At 62.0% G+C, this 18839-nt stretch carries 16 protein-coding genes and 1 riboswitch; of the genes, 6 read left to right on the top strand and 10 right to left on the bottom strand.

The genetic code is table 11. The features are described from left to right. Positions 1 to 128: 128 nt before the first annotated feature. The 7 genes from parC to AC4PS6_RS15175 all read right to left on the bottom strand — a co-directional run bounded on the left by parC (position 129) and on the right by AC4PS6_RS15175 (position 8164). Entirely contained in the window at positions 129 to 2393 is a 2265-nt protein-coding gene (parC, locus tag AC4PS6_RS15145; RefSeq protein ID WP_020301636.1) for a DNA topoisomerase IV subunit A, read from the bottom strand. A gap of 70 nt (positions 2394 to 2463) precedes the next feature. Next, on the bottom strand, positions 2464 to 3459 hold the full coding sequence (locus tag AC4PS6_RS15150; RefSeq protein ID WP_020301637.1) for an esterase-like activity of phytase family protein: 996 nt from the start codon (positions 3457 to 3459) through the stop codon (positions 2464 to 2466). Further along, complete coding sequence (gene parE / locus AC4PS6_RS15155; protein ID WP_003188026.1) at positions 3459 to 5363, bottom strand: DNA topoisomerase IV subunit B; 1905 nt, start codon at positions 5361 to 5363, stop codon at positions 3459 to 3461. Before parE ends, AC4PS6_RS15150 begins: the two co-directional genes overlap by 1 nt. 46 nt (positions 5364 to 5409) lie before the next feature. Next, positions 5410 to 6018, bottom strand: a complete 609-nt coding sequence (locus AC4PS6_RS15160; protein ID WP_014716651.1) for a YqiA/YcfP family alpha/beta fold hydrolase — start codon at positions 6016 to 6018, stop codon at positions 5410 to 5412. Positions 6019 to 6196: 178 nt separating this feature from the next. Continuing rightward, positions 6197 to 7009: a 3',5'-cyclic-AMP phosphodiesterase gene (gene cpdA, locus AC4PS6_RS15165; RefSeq protein WP_014716650.1), complete on the bottom strand. Its 813-nt coding sequence runs from the start codon at positions 7007 to 7009 to the stop codon at positions 6197 to 6199. A gap of 97 nt (positions 7010 to 7106) precedes the next feature. Then, on the bottom strand, positions 7107 to 7556 hold the full coding sequence (locus AC4PS6_RS15170) for a DUF1249 domain-containing protein (RefSeq protein ID WP_003188022.1): 450 nt from the start codon (positions 7554 to 7556) through the stop codon (positions 7107 to 7109). Next, positions 7547 to 8164, bottom strand: coding sequence for an NUDIX domain-containing protein (locus AC4PS6_RS15175; RefSeq protein WP_032893869.1), 618 nt, complete (start codon positions 8162 to 8164; stop codon positions 7547 to 7549). Before AC4PS6_RS15175 ends, AC4PS6_RS15170 begins: the two co-directional genes overlap by 10 nt. A gap of 193 nt (positions 8165 to 8357) precedes the next feature. On the opposite strand from AC4PS6_RS15175, the gene AC4PS6_RS15180 reads away from it, so the two are divergent. Next, positions 8358 to 9104, top strand: coding sequence for an RsiV family protein (locus AC4PS6_RS15180; protein ID WP_072434853.1), 747 nt, complete (start codon positions 8358 to 8360; stop codon positions 9102 to 9104). Positions 9105 to 9272: 168 nt separating this feature from the next. On the opposite strand, the gene thiC is transcribed toward AC4PS6_RS15180, so the two are convergent. Next, entirely contained in the window at positions 9273 to 11162 is a 1890-nt protein-coding gene (thiC, locus tag AC4PS6_RS15185; protein ID WP_014716647.1) for a phosphomethylpyrimidine synthase ThiC, read from the bottom strand. Between the two features lie 149 nt (positions 11163 to 11311). Continuing rightward, positions 11312 to 11417: riboswitch (TPP riboswitch) on the bottom strand. A 196-nt stretch (positions 11418 to 11613) separates the two neighbouring features. On the opposite strand from thiC, the gene AC4PS6_RS15190 reads away from it, so the two are divergent. Beyond that, entirely contained in the window at positions 11614 to 13053 is a 1440-nt protein-coding gene (locus AC4PS6_RS15190) for a TolC family outer membrane protein (protein WP_014716646.1), read from the top strand. A 103-nt stretch (positions 13054 to 13156) separates the two neighbouring features. Here the strand turns inward: AC4PS6_RS15190 and waaA are convergent, their stop codons facing one another. Then, positions 13157 to 14434 carry a lipid IV(A) 3-deoxy-D-manno-octulosonic acid transferase gene (gene waaA, locus AC4PS6_RS15195; RefSeq protein WP_014716645.1) on the bottom strand — a complete coding sequence of 426 codons (1278 nt, stop codon included), beginning with the start codon at positions 14432 to 14434 and terminating at the stop codon, positions 13157 to 13159. A 23-nt stretch (positions 14435 to 14457) separates the two neighbouring features. After that, positions 14458 to 15348 carry a LysR family transcriptional regulator gene (locus AC4PS6_RS15200; RefSeq protein ID WP_014716644.1) on the bottom strand — a complete coding sequence of 297 codons (891 nt, stop codon included), beginning with the start codon at positions 15346 to 15348 and terminating at the stop codon, positions 14458 to 14460. 103 nt (positions 15349 to 15451) lie between these two features. Between AC4PS6_RS15200 and AC4PS6_RS15205 the strand changes: the two genes are divergently transcribed. From AC4PS6_RS15205 to AC4PS6_RS15220, 4 genes are read left to right on the top strand one after another with little or no spacing between them, the layout of a single operon-like run. Beyond that, positions 15452 to 15787: a DMT family transporter gene (locus AC4PS6_RS15205; RefSeq protein WP_003188013.1), complete on the top strand. Its 336-nt coding sequence runs from the start codon at positions 15452 to 15454 to the stop codon at positions 15785 to 15787. A gap of 55 nt (positions 15788 to 15842) precedes the next feature. Further along, complete coding sequence (locus AC4PS6_RS15210; RefSeq protein WP_072434851.1) at positions 15843 to 17018, top strand: NAD(P)/FAD-dependent oxidoreductase; 1176 nt, start codon at positions 15843 to 15845, stop codon at positions 17016 to 17018. Further along, complete coding sequence (locus AC4PS6_RS15215) at positions 17015 to 17827, top strand: aldo/keto reductase (protein ID WP_336826785.1); 813 nt, start codon at positions 17015 to 17017, stop codon at positions 17825 to 17827. The genes AC4PS6_RS15210 and AC4PS6_RS15215 overlap by 4 nt, the downstream gene beginning before the upstream one ends. Before the next feature lie 41 nt (positions 17828 to 17868). Then, positions 17869 to 18828, top strand: a complete 960-nt coding sequence (locus AC4PS6_RS15220) for a hypothetical protein (RefSeq protein ID WP_003188010.1) — start codon at positions 17869 to 17871, stop codon at positions 18826 to 18828. The last annotated feature ends 11 nt before the right edge of the window (positions 18829 to 18839 follow it).

Raw genomic sequence — 18839 nt, forward strand, 5'->3', positions numbered from 1 at the left:
AAATAACCTGAACACGCTCGGCCACGCCGGCGCTGGAAAGGCCATATCATCCGTGAATATGCGCCATGACTCCAGCGCGAAAGCATCGATCTACGCGTTAAATCGTAGATCGAGGCCTCTAGTACCGCTTAAACCGGCGTTTCGACCAGCAAGGCATCCACTCGCTGGAAGCCTCGTGGCAGTTTGTTACCTCGCCGGCCACGCTCACCCTTGTAGTGTTCAAGGTCGTCAGGGCGCAATGACAACGTGCGCTTGCCGGCCTGGAGCACCAGGGTAGAACCTTCCGGGACCACGGCGATGTCAGTCACATACTCCTCGCGACTGGCCACCCGGTCACCGGGAATCCCGATGATCTTGTTGCCTTTACCCTTGCCCAGCTGCGGCAAGTCGCTGATCTTGAACACCAGCAAGCGCCCTTCGGTGGTCACCGACGCCAGCCAGTTACTCTCCCGATCCTCCACCGGCCTTGGCAGGATCACCTTGGCATTGTTCGGCAGGCTCAACAGCGCCTTGCCCGCCTTGTTCTTGGCCTGCAGGTCTTCACCCTTGACCACGAAACCGTAACCGGCGTCGGAGGCGATGACATACAGCGAATCATCGTCCGGCAACAGCACGCACTCGAAATTCGCCCCCGGTGGCGGCGTGAGGCGCCCGGTCAACGGCTCGCCCTGCCCCCGTGCAGACGGCAGGGTGTGGGCCGGCACCGAATAACTGCGCCCGGTCGAGTCGATAAACACCGCGAATTGATTGGAACGCCCGGCGGCAGCGGTCTTGAAGCCATCACCGGCTTTGTACGAAAGGCCGGTGGCGTCAATATCATGCCCTTTGGCGGAGCGAACCCAACCCTTTTCCGACAGAACGACGGTAATTTTCTCGTTGGGCAACAGCTCGGTTTCGGTCAGCGCCTTGGCTTCAGCGCGCTCGACGATAGGCGAGCGACGGTCATCGCCATAGGTTTCGGCGTCTTTGATCAGTTCGCTGCGCACCAGCTTCTTGAGCTTGGCTTCGCTGCCCAGCAGGGCTTGCAGCTTGGCTTGTTCCTTGAGCAGGGCATCCTGCTCGTCGCGCAGCTTCATTTCTTCCAGGCGAGCCAACTGGCGCAAGCGGGTGTCGAGGATGTAGTCCGCCTGGATTTCGCTCAGCTCGAAACGCGCGATCAGCTCGGCCTTCGGATGCTCGGCGGTACGGATGATATGGATCACTTCATCCAGGTTGAGGTAGGCGATCAGCAAGCCGTCCAACAGGTGCAAGCGGCGCTCGACCTTGTCGAGGCGAAATTGCAGGCGGCGACGCACGGTCTGCACGCGGAATTCCAGCCATTCCACCAGCAGATTGCGCAGGTTCTTCAACTGGGGCTTGCCGTCCAGGCCGATGATATTGACGTTGACCCGGTAGCTGGACTCCAGGTCGGTGCTGGCAAACAAGTGCTGCATCAGCACTTCATGATCCACCCGGCTGTTGGTCGGGATGATCACGATGCGGCATGGGTTCTCATGGTCGGACTCGTCACGCAGGTCGGCCACTTGTGGCAATTTCGACGGCTTGGCCTGCATCAACGCGGCGATCTGCTCCAGCACCTTGGCACCCGATACCTGGTGCGGCAGCGCGGTCACAATAATGTCGCCGTCCTCGATGTGGTACACCGCGCGCATACGCACCGAGCCCTTGCCCGTTTCGTACATCTTCAGCAGGTCCGCGCGCGGCGTGATGATTTCTGCTTCGGTCGGGTAATCCGGGCCCTGGATATGCTCGCAGAGCTGCTCGACCGTAGCTTTGGGCTCATCCAGCAAGCGCACGCAGGCAGTGGCGACTTCGCGCAGGTTGTGCGGCGGCACATCGGTGGCCATGCCGACCGCAATACCGGTGGTGCCGTTGAGCAGGATATTCGGCAAACGCGCCGGCAACACCAGGGGTTCGTCGAGGGTGCCGTCAAAGTTCGGCCCCCAGTCGGCAGTGCCCTGGCCCAGCTCGCTGAGCAGCACTTCGGAATAACGCGACAGCCGCGCCTCGGTGTAACGCATGGCGGCGAAGGATTTGGGGTCATCCGGTGCACCCCAGTTACCCTGCCCGTCCACCAGGGTATAGCGGTAGCTGAACGGCTGGGCCATCAGCACCATGGCTTCATAGCACGCCGAATCACCGTGGGGGTGGAATTTACCCAGCACGTCACCGACGGTACGCGCCGATTTCTTGTGCTTGGAATCGGCGTCCAGGCCCAACTCACTCATGGCGTAGATGATGCGCCGTTGCACGGGCTTCAGGCCGTCGCCGATATGCGGCAAGGCACGGTCCATGATCACGTACATGGAGTAGTTGAGGTAGGCATTTTCGGTGAATTCAGCCAGCGACCGGCGTTCTACGCCATCTAAGCTGTCTGCGAGGATGTCACTCATGCGGGCCTCATCATGGGGTAAGGCGCAGCGGAACTGCCGCTGCGCTGATTCAATTCAAAAAAATCTCGACTCATGGCTGGGCACTCCAGCCACCATCCGGAGCGGCAAAACGATAGACCATCGGACGCTTTTCACCATCGGCACGCGGGCCGAAATTGTTGTCGATCCCGACCCAGGCACCGTCGGCATCCACCAACAGGGCTTCAGCCAGGCCATACGACTGTGGGTAACGTCGCTGCGGCGTCAGGGCTTCGTCGGCAAACGACCAGCACAGCTCAACCTTGGCCGTGAGCGGGTCGCGCCGGCAGATCTGAAACGCATTGCGCTCCAGGGTAAACAGCTTGCCGTTGAACAGCGACAGGTCAGCAAAGTCCTTGGACACGGCCTTGGCGTTGGGGAACTGCGCCGGTTGCACTTCCTGGCCGGCCTCGCTCAACAATACACAACGGCCATCGCAATCCCATACGCTCTGCCCACGCTTGATCGAGACCAGGCCACGGCGTTCGCGCTCGGCAGCCAGCCAGATCTGATTGCCTTCAGGGTTTACCGCCAGGCCTTCGAACAAGGCATTAAAGTGCAGCAACATGCCACTGGCCCTGGCTTCACGCACCATGCCCGGCGCGATTTTCAACCACTCGGGTGCGCCCGTTGCGGGTACCTGCAACACCGCGGCATGGGCTTCGCTGACAATGTAGCGGTTGCCTGCGGCATCACAACTGATGCCTTCAAAGTCCAGGTCACCACCACGTATGAACGAAGCGGCCTTGGTGCGCGAACGCAAGCCCCAAGGCAGGCCGGACTCGGGCACGGGCGGCACGTCGATCGTCAGCGCTTGCGCGCTCCAGGTCGGCGCACGGGTATCCAGGCGGTAGATCTGGTCGTCATCGCGGTCCGAAACCGTCCACAGCTCGTTGCCACACAACGCCAGGCCCGACAGGTTCCCACCGCGCATGCCGTCAACCGGGTGTTCCGAGACCAGTTTGAGCTCTGCCACGCTGGCTGCGGCCACCTGGGTGACCGCCAGCCCGCTCAACATCAGGATCGCCAGGGCGACGCCTGTGCGCATCAGCCCAGTACCTCGGCCAGGTTGCCTTTGGATTCAAGCCAGGTCTTGCGGTCGCCGGCGCGTTTCTTCGCCAGCAGCATGTCCATCATTTCCGAGGTGGCGGCGAAGTCTTCCAGGGTCAACTGCACCAGGCGCCGGGTGTTCGGGTCCATGGTGGTTTCGCGCAGTTGCGGCGGGTTCATTTCACCCAGGCCCTTGAATCGCGTGACCTGTGGCTTGCCGCGTTTCTTCTCGGCCACCAGGCGGTCAAGGATGCCATCGCGCTCGGCTTCGTCCAGGGCGTAGAAAATTTCCTTGCCCAGGTCGATGCGGTACAGCGGCGGCATGGCGACGTAGACGTGACCGGCATCCACCAACGGGCGGAAATGCTGGACGAACAACGCGCACAGCAAGGTAGCAATGTGCAGGCCGTCAGAGTCGGCGTCGGCGAGGATGCAGATCTTGCCGTAGCGCAACTGGCTCATGTCTGCCGCGCCCGGATCGACGCCGATGGCGACCGCGATGTTATGCACTTCCTGGCTGGCCAGCACTTCGCTGCCATCGACTTCCCAGGTGTTGAGGATCTTGCCGCGCAACGGCAGGATCGCCTGGAACTCCTTGTCCCGCGCTTGCTTGGCGGAACCGCCGGCGGAGTCACCTTCCACCAGGAACAGCTCGGAACGCATCGGGTCTTGCCCGGCGCAATCGGCCAGTTTGCCCGGCAGTGCCGGGCCCTGGGTGATGCGCTTGCGCTCGACCTTTTTGCTCGCCTTCAAGCGCCGGCCGGCGTTGTTGATCGCCAGCTCCGCCAGGGCCAGGCCCAGTTCCGGATGCTCGTTGAGCCACAGGCTGAAGGCGTCCTTGACCACGCCAGAGACAAACGCCGCTGCCTCGCGGGACGACAGGCGCTCCTTGGTCTGCCCGGAAAATTGCGGTTCCTGCATCTTCATCGACAGCACGAACGCGATGCGCTCCCACACGTCTTCCGGCGCCAGTTTGACGCCGCGCGGCAACAGGCTGCGGTATTCGCAGAACTCACGCATGGCATCCAGCAAGCCTTGGCGCAAACCGTTGACGTGGGTGCCGCCCTGGGCCGTGGGGATCAGGTTGACGTAGCTTTCCTGCACGCTGTCGCCACCTTCGGGCAACCACAGCAGCGCCCAGTCCACCGCTTCTTTATTACCCGACAGGCTGCCGCAGAACGGCTCGTTTGGCAGGCGTTCGAAGTCGCTGACCGAGTCTTCCAGGTAAGAGCGCAGGCCGTCTTCGTAGTGCCACTCGACCTTCTCGCCGGTACCTTTGTCTTCAAAGCTGACCAGCAGCCCCGGGCACAACACAGCCTTGGCCTTGAGCACGTGCTTGAGGCGGCTGATGGAGAATTTGGGCGAATCGAAATACTTGGGGTCCGGCGCAAAGTACACGCTGGTGCCGGTGTTGCGCTTGCCCACGGTGCCGATCACTTCCAGGTCGGTGGCTTTGTAGCCATCGGCGAAAGTCATCTGGTACTCGTTGCCATCGCGCTTGACCTTGACCCGCACCAGGGTCGACAGCGCGTTGACCACGGAAATACCCACGCCGTGCAAACCGCCGGAGAACTGGTAGTTCTTGTTGGAGAACTTGCCGCCGGCATGCAGCTTGGTAAGGATCAGCTCGACGCCCGGCACACCCTCTTCGGGGTGAATGTCCACCGGCATGCCACGACCGTCGTCGGACACTTCCAGGGAATGGTCGGCGTGAAGGATGACTTGCACCGACTTGGCGTGCCCGGCCAAGGCTTCGTCGACGCTGTTGTCGATGACTTCCTGGGCAAGGTGGTTCGGCCGACTGGTGTCGGTGTACATGCCGGGGCGTTTGCGCACCGGGTCGAGGCCCGAGAGGACTTCGATGGCGTCGGCGTTATAAGAGCTAGCGCTGGGAGTGGCCATGGGGTCTCGTCGTGAGTCGTTCGATTAAAAAGTGACCTGCGATTTTCTACAGTGACGAAAAATCGAAGGATTGAAACTGATCTGCGCCAATGCCGGCAAAGCACAACAGTGCCGGCAATTGCTGGGCGAACCCCTGGTAACCATGGTCGCCACCGGCCTGGATGCGCAAGGCGCAGGCCCGGTAATACTGTTGGGCCAGGCGATAATCCAGGGTTTCGTCCCCGGTCTGCAACCACACCTGATAACGCGCGGCATCCTGGGGCGCCGGTACTTCCAGCTCGGCCAAGGCCGTGACGTGGTCCTGTGTCAACTCCCAGGTCTCATCGGTGTAGAGGTTCTTCTGGGTGCCCAGGTAACCGTCGAACATCCGATGGGGACTGACCGCCGGGTTGACCAGCAACGCCTTGAGGCCATGGCGTTCGGCAAGATGGGTTGCATAGTAGCCGCCGAGTGAGCTGCCGACCAGCAGTGGCCGGCCCAGTTGCGCAATCGCTTGCTCCAATTGAAGAATTGCCTGACGAGGGTGGTGATGCAGCGCCGGTACGCGTAACTGGTCGGACAGGCCGAGGGTGCCCATCACGGTGGTCAACTGGCTGGCCTTATTGGAAGCCGGCGCACTGTTGAAGCCGTGGATATACAGGATCGAAGCGGACATGCCGGGCTCTCCGTGCTGGGGCCAAAGAGGCGCAGTTTACAGGGAATGCAGGCAGAAGCGGACCCAATGTGGGAGCTGGCTTGCCTGCGATGGCGGCGATTGAGTCAACGAGTCAGCGCCAGGTACACCGTCATGGCAGGCAAGCCAGCTCCCACCTTTTGATCAGTGTTTGCAGGCCTTAATAGCCGTTGCTGCCGTAATCGACCGTAAAAGCGAAGCCTTTGACCCGCTCCACCCCCGTTTCCAACCGTCCGTCGCCATGCAAGCGCAACCAGCGATAACCCGGCGCTTGCTCGCTGACCTGGAAATCCTCACTTCCCGGCGCAAACTGGATACAGGTGGACGGCGAAGCCAGCAGTCGCACACCGTTGCGCTCGCCGTCGATTTCCTGATGCACATGGCCCCAAAGCAATGCCTTGGTCTGCGGGAAGCGCTCAAGCACGGCAAACAGAGCCTCGGGGTTGCGCAGGCCAATCGGCTCCATCCATGCACAGCCGATGGGCACCGGATGATGGTGGAAACACACCAGGTGATGGCGATCCGGCGCTTCGCTCAAGGCCTGCGCCAGCCGTTGCAGTTGCTCGTCTTGCAAGTAACCCGGCACCGACCCGGGTACCGCCGAATCCAGCAGGGTGATACGCCAGTTGCCGATATCCACCACCGGTTCGAGCAAATCACTGTGCATGGCAGCCTGGGCCATGACCTGCGGTTCGTCGTGGTTGCCGGGAATCCAGCGCGCCGGGGCGCCAAGGGGAGCGGTCAAATCGCGAAACTGTTGATAGGACGCCAGCGTGCCGTCCTGGGACAAGTCGCCGGTCGCCAGTATCAGGTCGATGGCCGGCTGTTGCGCACGCACCAGCTCGACCACCCGCTGCAGGCTTTCACGGGTGTTCATGCCCAGCAGCGTGGCGTCAGCGTCGGCAAACAGATGGCTGTCGGACAACTGCACCAGCAACACGGCATCAGGATTCACGGCGGATACGCTCGGCAAGGCGCTCTCCCTGGCAACTACAGGAATGGACATTTGGCGCGATTATGCTGGGGCAGGACACAAAGAGGAAACCCAAGGAAGCAGACGCAGTTCACCTCTACCGCACCACTTCAAACTCATGGCCCAAGGCCAGGCAGTGGCTGAGCCATTCACCGAGGAACACATTGAGCTGTGCTTTCTCATCGGGCTGGTGCATGAACACATTCGGGTAAGGATAGATGCTGCGAAAGCGTCGCGCATGCTCGGCGCTGATCACTTCGGCCATACGGGCGTCGTGGTAGACCTGTACTTCCAGTTGCGGCACCGGCAACCACGGCAGGCTGTGTTCCTGGCGCACCCGCAGGGTGGTGGTGTACGGGCAGGTGAGAATGACTTCCAGGGTCAGCACGCCGAGCATCTGGTCGCCATGGGTGACAGCAATGCGCCGCGCCTGGGGGGCGTGGCGCATGTCCGGGAGCAGGCGCATCAGCCGCGCATAGTTGGCCTCGCAGGCCGCTTGCAGCCCGATCAGGTCTACTCGATAACGTTCCCGTGCCTTTACTGCCATAACCCCCTCACTTCCGCGCGATTAAGCGCAAGCCATTGCAGGGCGATAATGCTGGCTGCGTTGGAAATCTTGCCATCGCGCACTGCCTGCAAGGCATCTTCGAAGGCCCAGGCGGTGACGCGGATATCTTCTGCTTCTTCTTCCAATCCATGGACGCCACCCGCGCCCGAGCTGTCGCAACGGCCCAGGTACAGGTGGACAAATTCGGTGCTGCCGCCCGGCGATGGAAAATACTTGGTGATCGGCCACAGCGCGGAGAATGTCAGCCCAGCTTCCTCCTCGGCCTCGCGGTGTGCAACCTCCTCGGGTTGCTCATCCTTGTCAATCAGGCCGGCGACCATCTCCACCAGCCAGGGGTTATCGGCGCGGCCCATGGCGCCGACGCGGAACTGTTCGATCAGCACCACCTCATCGCGCAGCGGGTCGTAGGGCAGCACGCATACGGCGTCATGACGCACGAACACCTCGCGGTTGATCACCCGGCTCATGCCGCCGTCGAATTTTTCGTGGCGCAGTTGCACGCGATCGAGCTTGTAGAAGCCTTTATAGGCATTGTCACGCTGAACAATCTCGATTTTGTTCGGCGTCGACTTCGCGATGTCCGTCATGGTGTCCCTCGTTAAGCTCGTGCAATGGGCGCCATCCTAACGCGCCGACGCCCGTTGATGCAGCCCCTTTGCGGTTGCCGGGAGAGGCGGCGAGCGTCAAACTCACTGCAATCAGTTTAGTGGCGAACTGGCGGCCACGTTGGCAGTCCAAGCGCTACTCTTTTCGCTTTCCATCGATTTACGAAGGACACACATGTCGCTTTTAAAAATCGCCTCCATGGCCTGTATTGCCTTGACCCTGGGTGCTTGCCAGAGCCTGTTCCAACCTGCCTATCTCAAGCCGCTGGACGTTACTACCGACAAATCGGAGCAGATCAAGCCCGGCTGTGATAGCCCGGCCTGCCCGCTGGTGAACATCGACACCGTGCATTTCCCCACCGAGCCACAACTCGACAGCCTGGTGGAACAGCGTTTGCTGCAAATGACCCGCACCACGCCTGGCGCCAGCGTACCGGCGAGCCTGACCGCCTACCGGAACACCTTCCTGCGTGAGTCGCCTGACCGCCACGGCATGTACTTGCAAGCCAAGGTACGTGACCAGCATGACGGACTGGTGATCGTTGAAGTGTCCAGCTACCTGGACACCGGCGTCGCCCACGGCGAGCCAGGCCGCGGGTTTATCAACTATTCACGGATTCTGCATAAGGAACTGACCCTGGCCGACATGCTGCTGCCCGGCCAGGAGCAGGCGTTCTGGAATACCGCTAAAGTTGCCCACAACAGCTGGTTGATCAGCACCAAGATGGATCGCGATCCGGAGTTCGTGAAGAGCTGGCCGTTTCAGAAAACCCCGAACGTGGCCCTGACCAGCGGCGGCGTGGTGCTCAAGTACAACGTCAGCACCATCGCCCCTTACGCACAGGGGCTGATCGAAATCACCCTGCCCTATACGCGCCTCACCGGCGTGATCAAGCCTGAGCTGATGCCGGCACGCCGCTGATCGGTTGTTATTGCAGGGGGAGATTGGGTGTTTGTCAGATCGCTATCGCGGGCAAGCCCGACTCCCACAGGGGACCGGCTGTGAACACAAAATCTGTGTCCACTTAGGCCAACTGTGGGAGCCGGGCTTGCCCGCGATGACGGCGGTGCAGGCACCGCCGCCTATGGATCAGACCTTTTTGTAGAGCTGGCTACCTTCCTGCTTGAACCGCTCAGCCTGCTCGGCCAAGCCCTTGGCCACATCCACATCCACCGCATCGATGCGCTGGTTGGCCGCGTACTCACGCACCTCCTGGGTGATTTTCATCGAGCAGAACTTAGGCCCGCACATCGAACAGAAATGCGCGACCTTGGCCGAATCCTTCGGCAAGGTTTCATCGTGATATGAACGTGCGGTATCCGGGTCCAGGCCGAGGTTGAACTGGTCTTCCCAGCGGAACTCGAAGCGCGCCTTGCTCAAGGCGTTATCGCGAATCTGCGCGCCGGGGTGGCCTTTGGCGAGGTCGGCCGCGTGGGCCGCGATCTTGTAGGTAATGATCCCGGTCTTCACGTCATCCTTGTTCGGCAAGCCCAGGTGCTCCTTGGGCGTGACGTAGCAGAGCATGGCACAACCGAACCAGCCGATCATTGCCGCGCCGATACCCGAAGTGATGTGATCATAGCCGGGCGCAATGTCGGTGGTCAGCGGGCCTAGGGTGTAGAACGGTGCCTCGTCGCAGCACTCCAGTTGCTTGTCCATGTTCTCCTTGATCAACTGCATCGGCACATGGCCGGGGCCTTCGATCATGGTTTGCACGTCGTGCTTCCAGGCGGTCTTGGTCAGTTCGCCCAGGGTTTCCAGTTCGCCGAATTGCGCGGCGTCGTTGGCATCGGCAATCGAACCCGGGCGCAAGCCATCGCCAAGGGAGAAGCTGACGTCATAGGCCTTCATGATTTCGCAGATTTCGTCGAAATGCGTGTAGGTGAAGTTCTCTTTGTGGTGGGCCAGGCACCACTTGGCCATGATCGAACCACCACGGGAGACGATGCCGGTCACGCGCTTGGCAGTCAGCGGCACATACCGCAGCAATACCCCAGCGTGGATGGTGAAGTAGTCGACGCCCTGCTCGGCCTGTTCGATCAAGGTGTCGCGGAACAGCTCCCAGGTCAGGTCTTCGGCGGCGCCCCCGACTTTTTCCAGGGCCTGGTAGATCGGCACGGTCCCGATTGGCACTGGCGAGTTGCGGATGATCCACTCGCGGGTTTCGTGGATGTGTTTACCGGTGGACAGGTCCATCACCGTGTCCGAGCCCCAGCGAATGCCCCAGGTGAGCTTCGCCACTTCCTCTTCGATGGACGAACCCAGGGCGCTGTTGCCAATGTTGCCGTTGATCTTCACCAGGAAGTTACGGCCGATGATCATCGGTTCCAGCTCGGTGTGGTTGATGTTGGCCGGGATGATCGCGCGGCCCCGGGCGATTTCTTCGCGTACGAATTCAGGCGTGATGATTTTCGGCACGCTGGCGCCGAAGCTGTGGCCGGCGTGCTGCTGATCCAGCAAGCCACTGGCACGGGCTTCTTCAAGCTTCATGTTTTCGCGGATGGCGACGTATTCCATCTCGGCCGTGATGATGCCTTTGCGCGCGTAATGCATTTGCGTGACGTTGGCACCGGCCTTGGCGCGGCGCGGGTTCTTTACATGGGCAAAACGCAGGGCAGTCAGTTCGGCGTCGCTCAAGCGCTGCTGGCCGAAGTGCGATGTGAGACCGGGCAGGCGCTCGGTGTCGTCGCGTACTTCGATCCACGGCGAGCGCACGTCGGCCAGGCCTTTGCGCACGTCGATAATCACATTCGGGTCGGTGTAGGGGCCTGAGGTGTCGTAGACGGTAACCGGCGCGTTGATTTCGCCGCCGAAATCGGTAGGCGTGACGTCCAGGCTGATCTCGCGCATCGGCACGCGAATATCCGGGCGGGAGCCCTGCACGTAGATTTTTTGCGAGCGGGTAAACGGCTGCACGGAGCCGGAGTCGACCTTGGCCGATTCACTCAGGTGCACGGTATTTTTTAGTTTTGTACTCATCACGGGCTCTCCAACTTATCCAGGCGGTGGATTTTTGTCGGAGCGAACCTGTGACGGACGGACGCACTGTAACCAGTGCTGTGCTTGGCGCACGAGGGCTGTTCGATTGTCGAACAACATCCCGGACGAAGCACAAGAGGACTCGCCGGGTGACGAGAAATCTTGTTCCCTACGCAGGCGCTAACCTGATCAGGTTCAACGGGATCCGGTATTTACCGATCTCAGCCTTCCAACAAGGCACCCCGACAAGAACGCGGCCAGTCTAGACCATGGCGTGGGCAAATTGCCAATAGCGGTGCATTCAGCGTGATGAATGGCGCGATCGTGGGATTGTTGTGCGCAGGTCCGGCCACTACACTCGGGCACTGCTTCAAGGCTTGACGCCAGGAATGGCCAGCCTTAGCCTTGAGCGCTAAATTATAGTCGTAATATTAAAATTAGGGATCGCCTCATGCTGCGCAAACTCTCACTGGCTGTTGCCGTGTCTTGTGCGACCAACGGACTGGTCTGGGCAGCTGAAGCGCCCTTGTCCGCCAACACCGACCTGGTCAGCGTCTATCAGGAAGCGGCGCACAACAACGCCGACCTGGCCGCTGCCCGTGCGCAGTACGGCGCGCAAAAAGAAGTGGTGCCCCAGGCCCGCGCAGGTTTGCTGCCGAATCTGTCGGCCGGTGCCGACAGCAATAACGTGCGCACCCAGATCGATCAACCGGCCGCCACGGCCAACCGTGACGCCCACTCCTGGCGCGCCACCCTGAGCCAGCCGCTGTTTCGCGCCGACCGCTGGTTCCAGCTGCAAGCCGCCCAAGCGGTCAACGAGCAAGCCTCGCTGCAACTGTCGGCCTCCGAGCAGAACCTGATTTTGCAAAGTGCCGAGAGCTACTTCGCCGTGCTGCGTGCCCAGGACAACCTGGCGTCGACCAAAGCCGAAGAAAATGCCTTCAAGCGCCAGCTCGACCAGTCCAACGAACGCTTCGATGTGGGCCTGTCGGACAAGACCGATGTGCTGCAATCCCAGGCCAGCTACGACACTGCCCGGGCCAACCGCATCCTGGCCCAGCGCCAGGTGGACGACGCTTTCGAAGCGCTGATCACCCTGACCAACCGCCAATACAATTCGATCCAGGGCATCGTTCATACGCTGCCGGTGCTGCCGCCGGCGCCGAACGACGCCAAGGCCTGGGTCGAAACTGCCGGGCGCCAGAACCTCAACCTGCTCGCCAGCAATTACGCGGTAACCGCCGCCGAAGAAACCCTTCGGCAGCGCAAGGCCGGCCACTTGCCGACCCTCGATGCGGTTGCGCAATACGAAAAAGGCGACAACGACGCCCTGGGTTTCAGCAACCCGAATCAGTTGCCCATCCCGTACGGTGGCGATGTGTCGCAACGCACCGTCGGCCTGCGCTTGAACATCCCGATCTATAGCGGCGGCCTCACCAGCTCGCAAGTGCGCGAATCCTATTCGCGCCTCGACCAGACCGAGCAACAACGTGAAGGCCTGCGCCGCCAAGTGGTGGAAAACACCCGCAACCTGCACCGTGCAGTCAACACCGATGTGGAGCAGGTGCAAGCGCGCCGCCAGTCGATCATCTCCAACCAGAGCGCGGTGGAAGCCACGGAAATCGGCTATCAGGTGGGTACGCGCAACATCGTCGACGTGCTGGACTCACAGCGCCAGCTGTACGCGTCGGTGCGCAACTACAACAACAGCCGCTACGATTACATCCTCGACAACCTGCGCTTGAAGCAGGCGGCCGGCACGCTCAACCCGGGGGATTTGCAAGATCTGGCGCGCTATCTCAAGGCTGACTACAACCCGGACAAAGACTTCCTGCCGCCGGACCTGGCCAAAGCCGCTGCCGAACAGCTCAAGGCCCGCCCCGGCTATTAAAATGTGGGAGCTGGCTTGCCTGCGATGCAGACACCTCGGTACATCAGGTACACCGAGGTGATGCTATCGCAGGCAAGCCAGCTCCCACATTGGGTTGGTGTTGTCAGTGTTTGATCAGTTTGTCCAAACCGTCCAGTAAACGCTTGAGCGCGCCCTGATTGGCCTGCATCACCTTGAGCCCCGCCTGCGCCATCTTGCGTGCGTCCTGGGGCAACTCAAACAACTGTCGCACCGCTTCGGCCAGCCCATCGGCATCGTCCACCTCTCGCAACGCCCCGGCGTCGCGCATCATCGCGGTGATGTCGAGGAAATTGAAGACATGCGGGCCCATGATCACCGGTTTACCCAGCGCCGCCGGTTCCAGCGGGTTGTGCCCGCCGGTCGGCACCAGGCTGCCGCCGACGAATGCGCTGTCGGCCAGGGCGTAAAGAAACAGCAATTCGCCCATGGTGTCGCCGAGCAGCACCGAGGTGTGCTCGGTAACCGGCTCGCCGCTGGAGCGACGCACGGTGGCAAACCCTTGCTGCACGCAGCGCTCAAACGTAGGGCCAAAGCGCTCCTGATGACGGGGCACCAGAATCAGCAGTGCATTGGGATAGTTCGCCAGCAACTGGCGATGAGCGGCCAGCACCACGTCGTCTTCACCTTCGTGGGTACTGGCGGCGATCCAGACCGGACGCTCGCTGGCGCCCCATTGTTCACGCAGGGCAGCGGCGCGGGCCGTCAACTGCGGGTCGATGCTCAGGTCGAACTTGATCGAGCCGGTCACTTCCACGGTTTCAGGACGTGCACCCAGGCTGCGCAAGCGTTCGGCCTCGGTCTCGGTCTGTACGGCGAACAGGCTCATTTCTGCCAGCATCGGCGCCGTCAGCTTGGCAAATCGCGCGTACCCCTTGGCCGAACGCGCCGACAACCGTGCATTGGCCAGCGCCACCGGGATACCGCGCTGGGCACAGGCGTGGATATGGTTGGGCCACAGCTCGGTTTCCATGATCACCGCCAGCGTAGGCTGCACGCGGTCGAGAAAACGCTTGGCGGCGCACGGTAAGTCGTACGGCAAATAGCAGTGCTGGATGCGCGGTTCGTTGGCGAACAACGCCTGGATCCGCTCGGAACCGGTGGGCGTCATGCAGGTGACGGTAATCGGCAGCTGTGGATAACGCTCCAACAAGCCGCGAACCATCGGGGCGGCGGCAATGCTTTCGCCGACCGACACCGCGTGCACCCAGATCCCGCCGGGCCGCATCACCGGAAAGCCATAGGAAAACCGCTCGCCCACCCGCTTGGCATAGGCCGGCGCTTTGCGCGCACGCAACCACAAGCGTAAAGCCACCAACGGCAGCGCCAGGTAAAACAGACAGCTGTAGAGAGTTCTATTCATGGCGGCGGAGTTTATCGGCTTTTTCAGTCGATCGCCTGCAAGCACTCGGCAAAACGTTTGGCCAGGAAGCGCGCGGCAGGCCCAAGGTGCTCGTCGCGGCGCCACACCAGTTCCACCACCAGGGCGGGCGGGGTCCACTCGCTGGCCAATTCGACCATCTGTTGCTGGTAGGTCGGGTATTGCACGATATGCCGAGGCAGCCAGGCCCAGCCCAGGCCACTCATCAGCCATTCGGCCAATACGTAGAAGCTGTCGGCGCGCCACACCAGGGGGCTGGCCGCCTCGCTGCCGGGGTAGACGCTGGTCTGGGTCGACATCAGCAACTGCCGAAACTGGGCCAGGTGTTGGCACGTCACGTACTGCTCCTTGGCCAACGGGTGATTGACTCCGCACACCGTGACCATTTCCACGCTGCCCACCACCCTTCGCTCCAGGGCTTCGGGAATCTGGTCGTGATAGAACAACAGCCCCAGGTCCGCCTTGCGCTCCACCAGCTTGCGCGCCACATCGCCCTGGGCCGCGCTGGACAACTGCACCTCCAGCAGCGGGTAGTGCACGGCCAGCGCCTCCAGGCTGTCGAGCACAGGCTGGAACAACATCGCCTCATCCTGAGCCAGGCGCAGGCAGGCTTCCTCGCCGCGGGTCAACGACAACGCCCGGCCCGTGAGGCGCTCACACTGGCGCAGCACCTCACGCGCTTCCTCCAACAACACACTGCCGGCCTCGGTCAGGCGCGGTTGCCGGCCGCTGCTACGTTCGAACAGGACAACGCCCAAGTCAGCCTCCAGCAGGGCAATACCACTGCTGACCGCCGATTGCGCCTTGCGCTGCCCACGCGCCACGGCAGAAAACGAGCGCTGCTCGGCGACGCTGACAAACAGGCGCATCTGCTCCAGATCCCATTGCACGCTCATGGCTCAACCCATCTCAATTCCAGATAGGTAATGACTTTACCCCATCTGGCGAACCTCTAGAATGCCGACCTTATCAAATGCGCATCACCTCGAGGATTGCCCCATGAATGCCGCCTACTACTACTTGGCCATCGCCATCTGCTCGGAAGTGATCGCCACCGTTTCCATGAAAGCCATCAAAGGCTGGAGCACCCCTATTCCGTTGTTGCTGGTGATCGTCGGTTACGGCGTGGCGTTCTGGATGCTGACTCTGGTGGTGCGCACCGTGCCGGTCGGCGTGGCATACGCGGTATGGGCCGGGATGGGCATCGTCATGGTCAGCATCGCGGCGCTGTTCATCTACGGGCAGAAGTTGGATGTGCCGGCGATGCTGGGGATGGGCCTGATTGTGCTGGGCGTGGTGGTGATTCAGCTGTTCTCGAAAACCGCCGGACACTGACCGCCACTCAACAGCCTGTATACTGCGCCTCTTGTCTTGAACACTGAGGTCGCCGATGCCATCCGTTATTTCCACCGACGTTCTGATTGTCGGCGCCGGGGTTGCCGGCCTCTGGCTCAATGCGCGCCTGCGCGGCCAGGGGTTTTCCACGGTACTGGTGGAAAGCGCCACCCTGGGCGGCGGGCAAAGCCTGAAGTCCCAGGGCATCATCCACGGCGGTGCGAAATACGCCCTGCATGGCGCCCTCACCGGCGCCTCCGAAGCCATTGCCGATATGCCGCGCCGCTGGCGTGAAGCCCTGGCCGGCAACGGCGAGCTGGACCTGTCCGGTGTGCGCGTGCTGTCCCAGGCACATTACTTGTGGTCGCCCGGGACGATTGCCGGCAACCTCACCAGCTTTTTCGCCAGCAAGGCCGTGCGTGGCCGCGTCGATCAGGTCAAGGGCGACGAACTGCCCCTGGCGCTGCAGGACCGTCGCTTCAAAGGCAAGGTCTACCGCCTGGCCGAGCTGGTGGTGGACGTGCCCAGCCTGATCAATCGCTTGGCGCAACTGGCCGGTGACAGTCTGCTCGCAGGTGTGCACATCGAACCGTTGCTGGAGGGCGACACCCTGGTGGGCTTGAAAGTCGATGGCCGTGAGATCCGCGCCCAGCGCATAGTCCTGAGCGCTGGCGGCGGCACGGCAGACTTGCTCGCCGCCCTGGGCCATAGCCAGCCGGCCATGCAAAAACGCCCGCTGCACATGATCATCGCCAAAGGCCCCGGCCTCAAGCCGCTGTACGCCCACTGCCTGGGCGGCGGCACCAAGCCACGGATTACCGTGACCACCCACCCGGCCGCGGATGGCAACTGGGTGTGGTACATGGGCGGTGATATCGCCGAGGCTGACGGCGTGGCGCGTACGCCGCAAGAACAGATCGCCACCGCGCAGAAAGAGCTGGCGCAACTGCTGCCCTGGATCGACATGAGCCAGACCCAGTGGGCCACCCTGCGGGTGGATCGCGCCGAGCCGCTGCAATCGGGGCTGAGCCGTCCCGATAACGCGTTCCTTGCCGAAGACGGCCGCCTGCTGGTCGGCTGGCCCACCAAACTGGCCCTGGCGCCGGACTTCGCCGACCGCGTACTGCACGCTCTGGAGCGCGACGGCATCCGCCCAGGCGCCAATACCCCGCTGCCCGAGCTGCCAGCACCGGCAATCGGCCAACCCGTCTGGGAGCACCTGTTGCCATGAGCCTGCCAACCCTGCACGACCTGCATCGCCCCCTGGGCAGCACCGGCCTGATGGTGTCGCCCCTGGGCCTGGGCACCGTCAAGTTGGGCCGCGACCAAGGGGTGAAATACCCCAACGGCTTTCAGATCCCTGGCGACGACGAGGCCCGCATGCTGTTGCGCCAGGCCCGCGAACTGGGCATCAACCTGATCGACACCGCACCGGCCTATGGCATGAGCGAAGAGCGCCTGGGGCCGCTGCTGCGTGACCAGCGCAAGGACTGGGTCATCGTCAGCAAGGTTGGCGAAGAGTTTGCCAATGGCGTGTCCCATCACGATTTCAGCGCGGCCCATACGCGGATGTCGATCGAACGCAGTCTGAAACGACTTGAAACGGATTTTATCGACCTGGTGCTGGTGCACTCCGACGGCAACGACTTGCATATCCTCAACGATTGCGAGGTTTACCAGACCCTGGCGCAGTTGAAGAAAGACGGCAAGATTCGCGGTTTCGGCTTCTCCGGCAAAACCGTCGAGGGCGGCGTGAAAGCGCTGGAACAGGGCGACTGCGCGATGGTCACCTACAACCTCAACGAACAGGCTGAGAAGGCCGTGATCGACTATGCGGCCGCCCAAGGCAAGGGCATCCTGGTGAAAAAGGCGCTGGCCAGCGGCCACGTATGCCTGGAACCGGGAATGGATCCAATTCAGGCCAGTTTCACCTTGTTGTTCGCGCAAACGGGCGTCGCCAGTGCTATTGTCGGGACCATTAATCCGCTGCACCTGGCCCATAACGTAGCAACTGCTGCCCGGGTCATTCGTCAACTCTGATGCCGCCCACGCGGCCGACCCCGTCGCAAGAAGGAGCCGACATGCCGCGTACGCTCATAAGAAAGAACCCCAGCAACTTCAAGACACTGCCGCTGCACGTCGAAGCCACCCCCGAAGGCCTGAGCTACCAGAGCGTCGGCATGCCGCTCAACTTCGCCCAGACCCTGCAACGGCGCAAGCCGGTCGAGGTACCAGATGCCGAACGCTTCGCCCTGGAACTGGCGAACCTCGGCGTCTCGGTACGCCTGACCCTGCACTGGCAAAACAAGGACTACTGGGTGCTGGTGCGCCAACGCCGCCAGGACCGTGGCGACGTGGTGCTCAAGCTGATCTCCGGCTACGTCCCGGCCCATGAACTGAACCTGCCGCTGCACACCGCCATCCAGGAAATTGCCGAAGAGTGCCTGCTCGAAACACCCGAAGGCTGGCTCGGCGGGCGCTTCAACGACACCTGGCTGCCGGCGCCCTACTCCGCCGCCCTGCATTACCGCGAAGCCCTACCGTTTCGGCTCAGCCCCTTGTCCGGCGCCGCACGCCCGGTACGCTGCGCCACCATGCAACTGATCGAGCGCCCACGGGCCTACGTGCACCTGCCGACCGCCTCGCTGCAATTGATTTATGACCTGCGCCTGGAAGTGCCGAAGGAGGCCAAGTCCCTCAGTTTGTTTCATGTGGATGAGCGTTTGGAGGGCGACCAACTGGTGGCACGCCTGGATCGTCAGCGTCCGGACCTGTACTTGATGCCGCTCAAAGACGGCGAGCCGCTTGCAGAGTTGTATACCGTCAAGAAGGATCAGCTGTACCCGGCCAGCACGCGCGGCCTGTATCTGGCGGAAAGTTTTGCCCAGCAAGAAGGCTGGCTGGTGCGCGATGAGCGCATTCGCTGGAAGGACTGGCTCAGGCAGCAGGGCCTGGCAGAGCCGGAAAAAGACTCCAAGCTCAAGCGCTTGACCGGCAAGGCGCGGCAGATGCTGCGCAAGATCGTGCCGAAGAAAAGCTAGGGGCGAGCAGG

It is taken from the genome of Pseudomonas sp. DW-iso17 (assembly GCF_058725345.1).

Coding starts and splice junctions, on each gene's coding strand:
- parC (WP_020301636.1), bottom strand. CDS start 2,393: ATGAGTGACATCCTCGCAGACAGCTTAGATGGCGTAGAACGCCGGTCG.
- AC4PS6_RS15150 (WP_020301637.1), bottom strand. CDS start 3,459: ATGCGCACAGGCGTCGCCCTGGCGATCCTGATGTTGAGCGGGCTGGCG.
- parE (WP_003188026.1), bottom strand. CDS start 5,363: ATGGCCACTCCCAGCGCTAGCTCTTATAACGCCGACGCCATCGAAGTC.
- AC4PS6_RS15160 (WP_014716651.1), bottom strand. CDS start 6,018: ATGTCCGCTTCGATCCTGTATATCCACGGCTTCAACAGTGCGCCGGCT.
- AC4PS6_RS15170 (WP_003188022.1), bottom strand. CDS start 7,556: ATGGCAGTAAAGGCACGGGAACGTTATCGAGTAGACCTGATCGGGCTG.
- AC4PS6_RS15175 (WP_032893869.1), bottom strand. CDS start 8,164: ATGACGGACATCGCGAAGTCGACGCCGAACAAAATCGAGATTGTTCAG.
- AC4PS6_RS15180 (WP_072434853.1), top strand. CDS start 8,358: ATGTCGCTTTTAAAAATCGCCTCCATGGCCTGTATTGCCTTGACCCTG.
- thiC (WP_014716647.1), bottom strand. CDS start 11,162: ATGAGTACAAAACTAAAAAATACCGTGCACCTGAGTGAATCGGCCAAG.
- AC4PS6_RS15190 (WP_014716646.1), top strand. CDS start 11,614: ATGCTGCGCAAACTCTCACTGGCTGTTGCCGTGTCTTGTGCGACCAAC.
- waaA (WP_014716645.1), bottom strand. CDS start 14,434: ATGAATAGAACTCTCTACAGCTGTCTGTTTTACCTGGCGCTGCCGTTG.
- AC4PS6_RS15200 (WP_014716644.1), bottom strand. CDS start 15,348: ATGAGCGTGCAATGGGATCTGGAGCAGATGCGCCTGTTTGTCAGCGTC.
- AC4PS6_RS15205 (WP_003188013.1), top strand. CDS start 15,452: ATGAATGCCGCCTACTACTACTTGGCCATCGCCATCTGCTCGGAAGTG.
- AC4PS6_RS15210 (WP_072434851.1), top strand. CDS start 15,843: ATGCCATCCGTTATTTCCACCGACGTTCTGATTGTCGGCGCCGGGGTT.
- AC4PS6_RS15215 (WP_336826785.1), top strand. CDS start 17,015: ATGAGCCTGCCAACCCTGCACGACCTGCATCGCCCCCTGGGCAGCACC.
- AC4PS6_RS15220 (WP_003188010.1), top strand. CDS start 17,869: ATGCCGCGTACGCTCATAAGAAAGAACCCCAGCAACTTCAAGACACTG.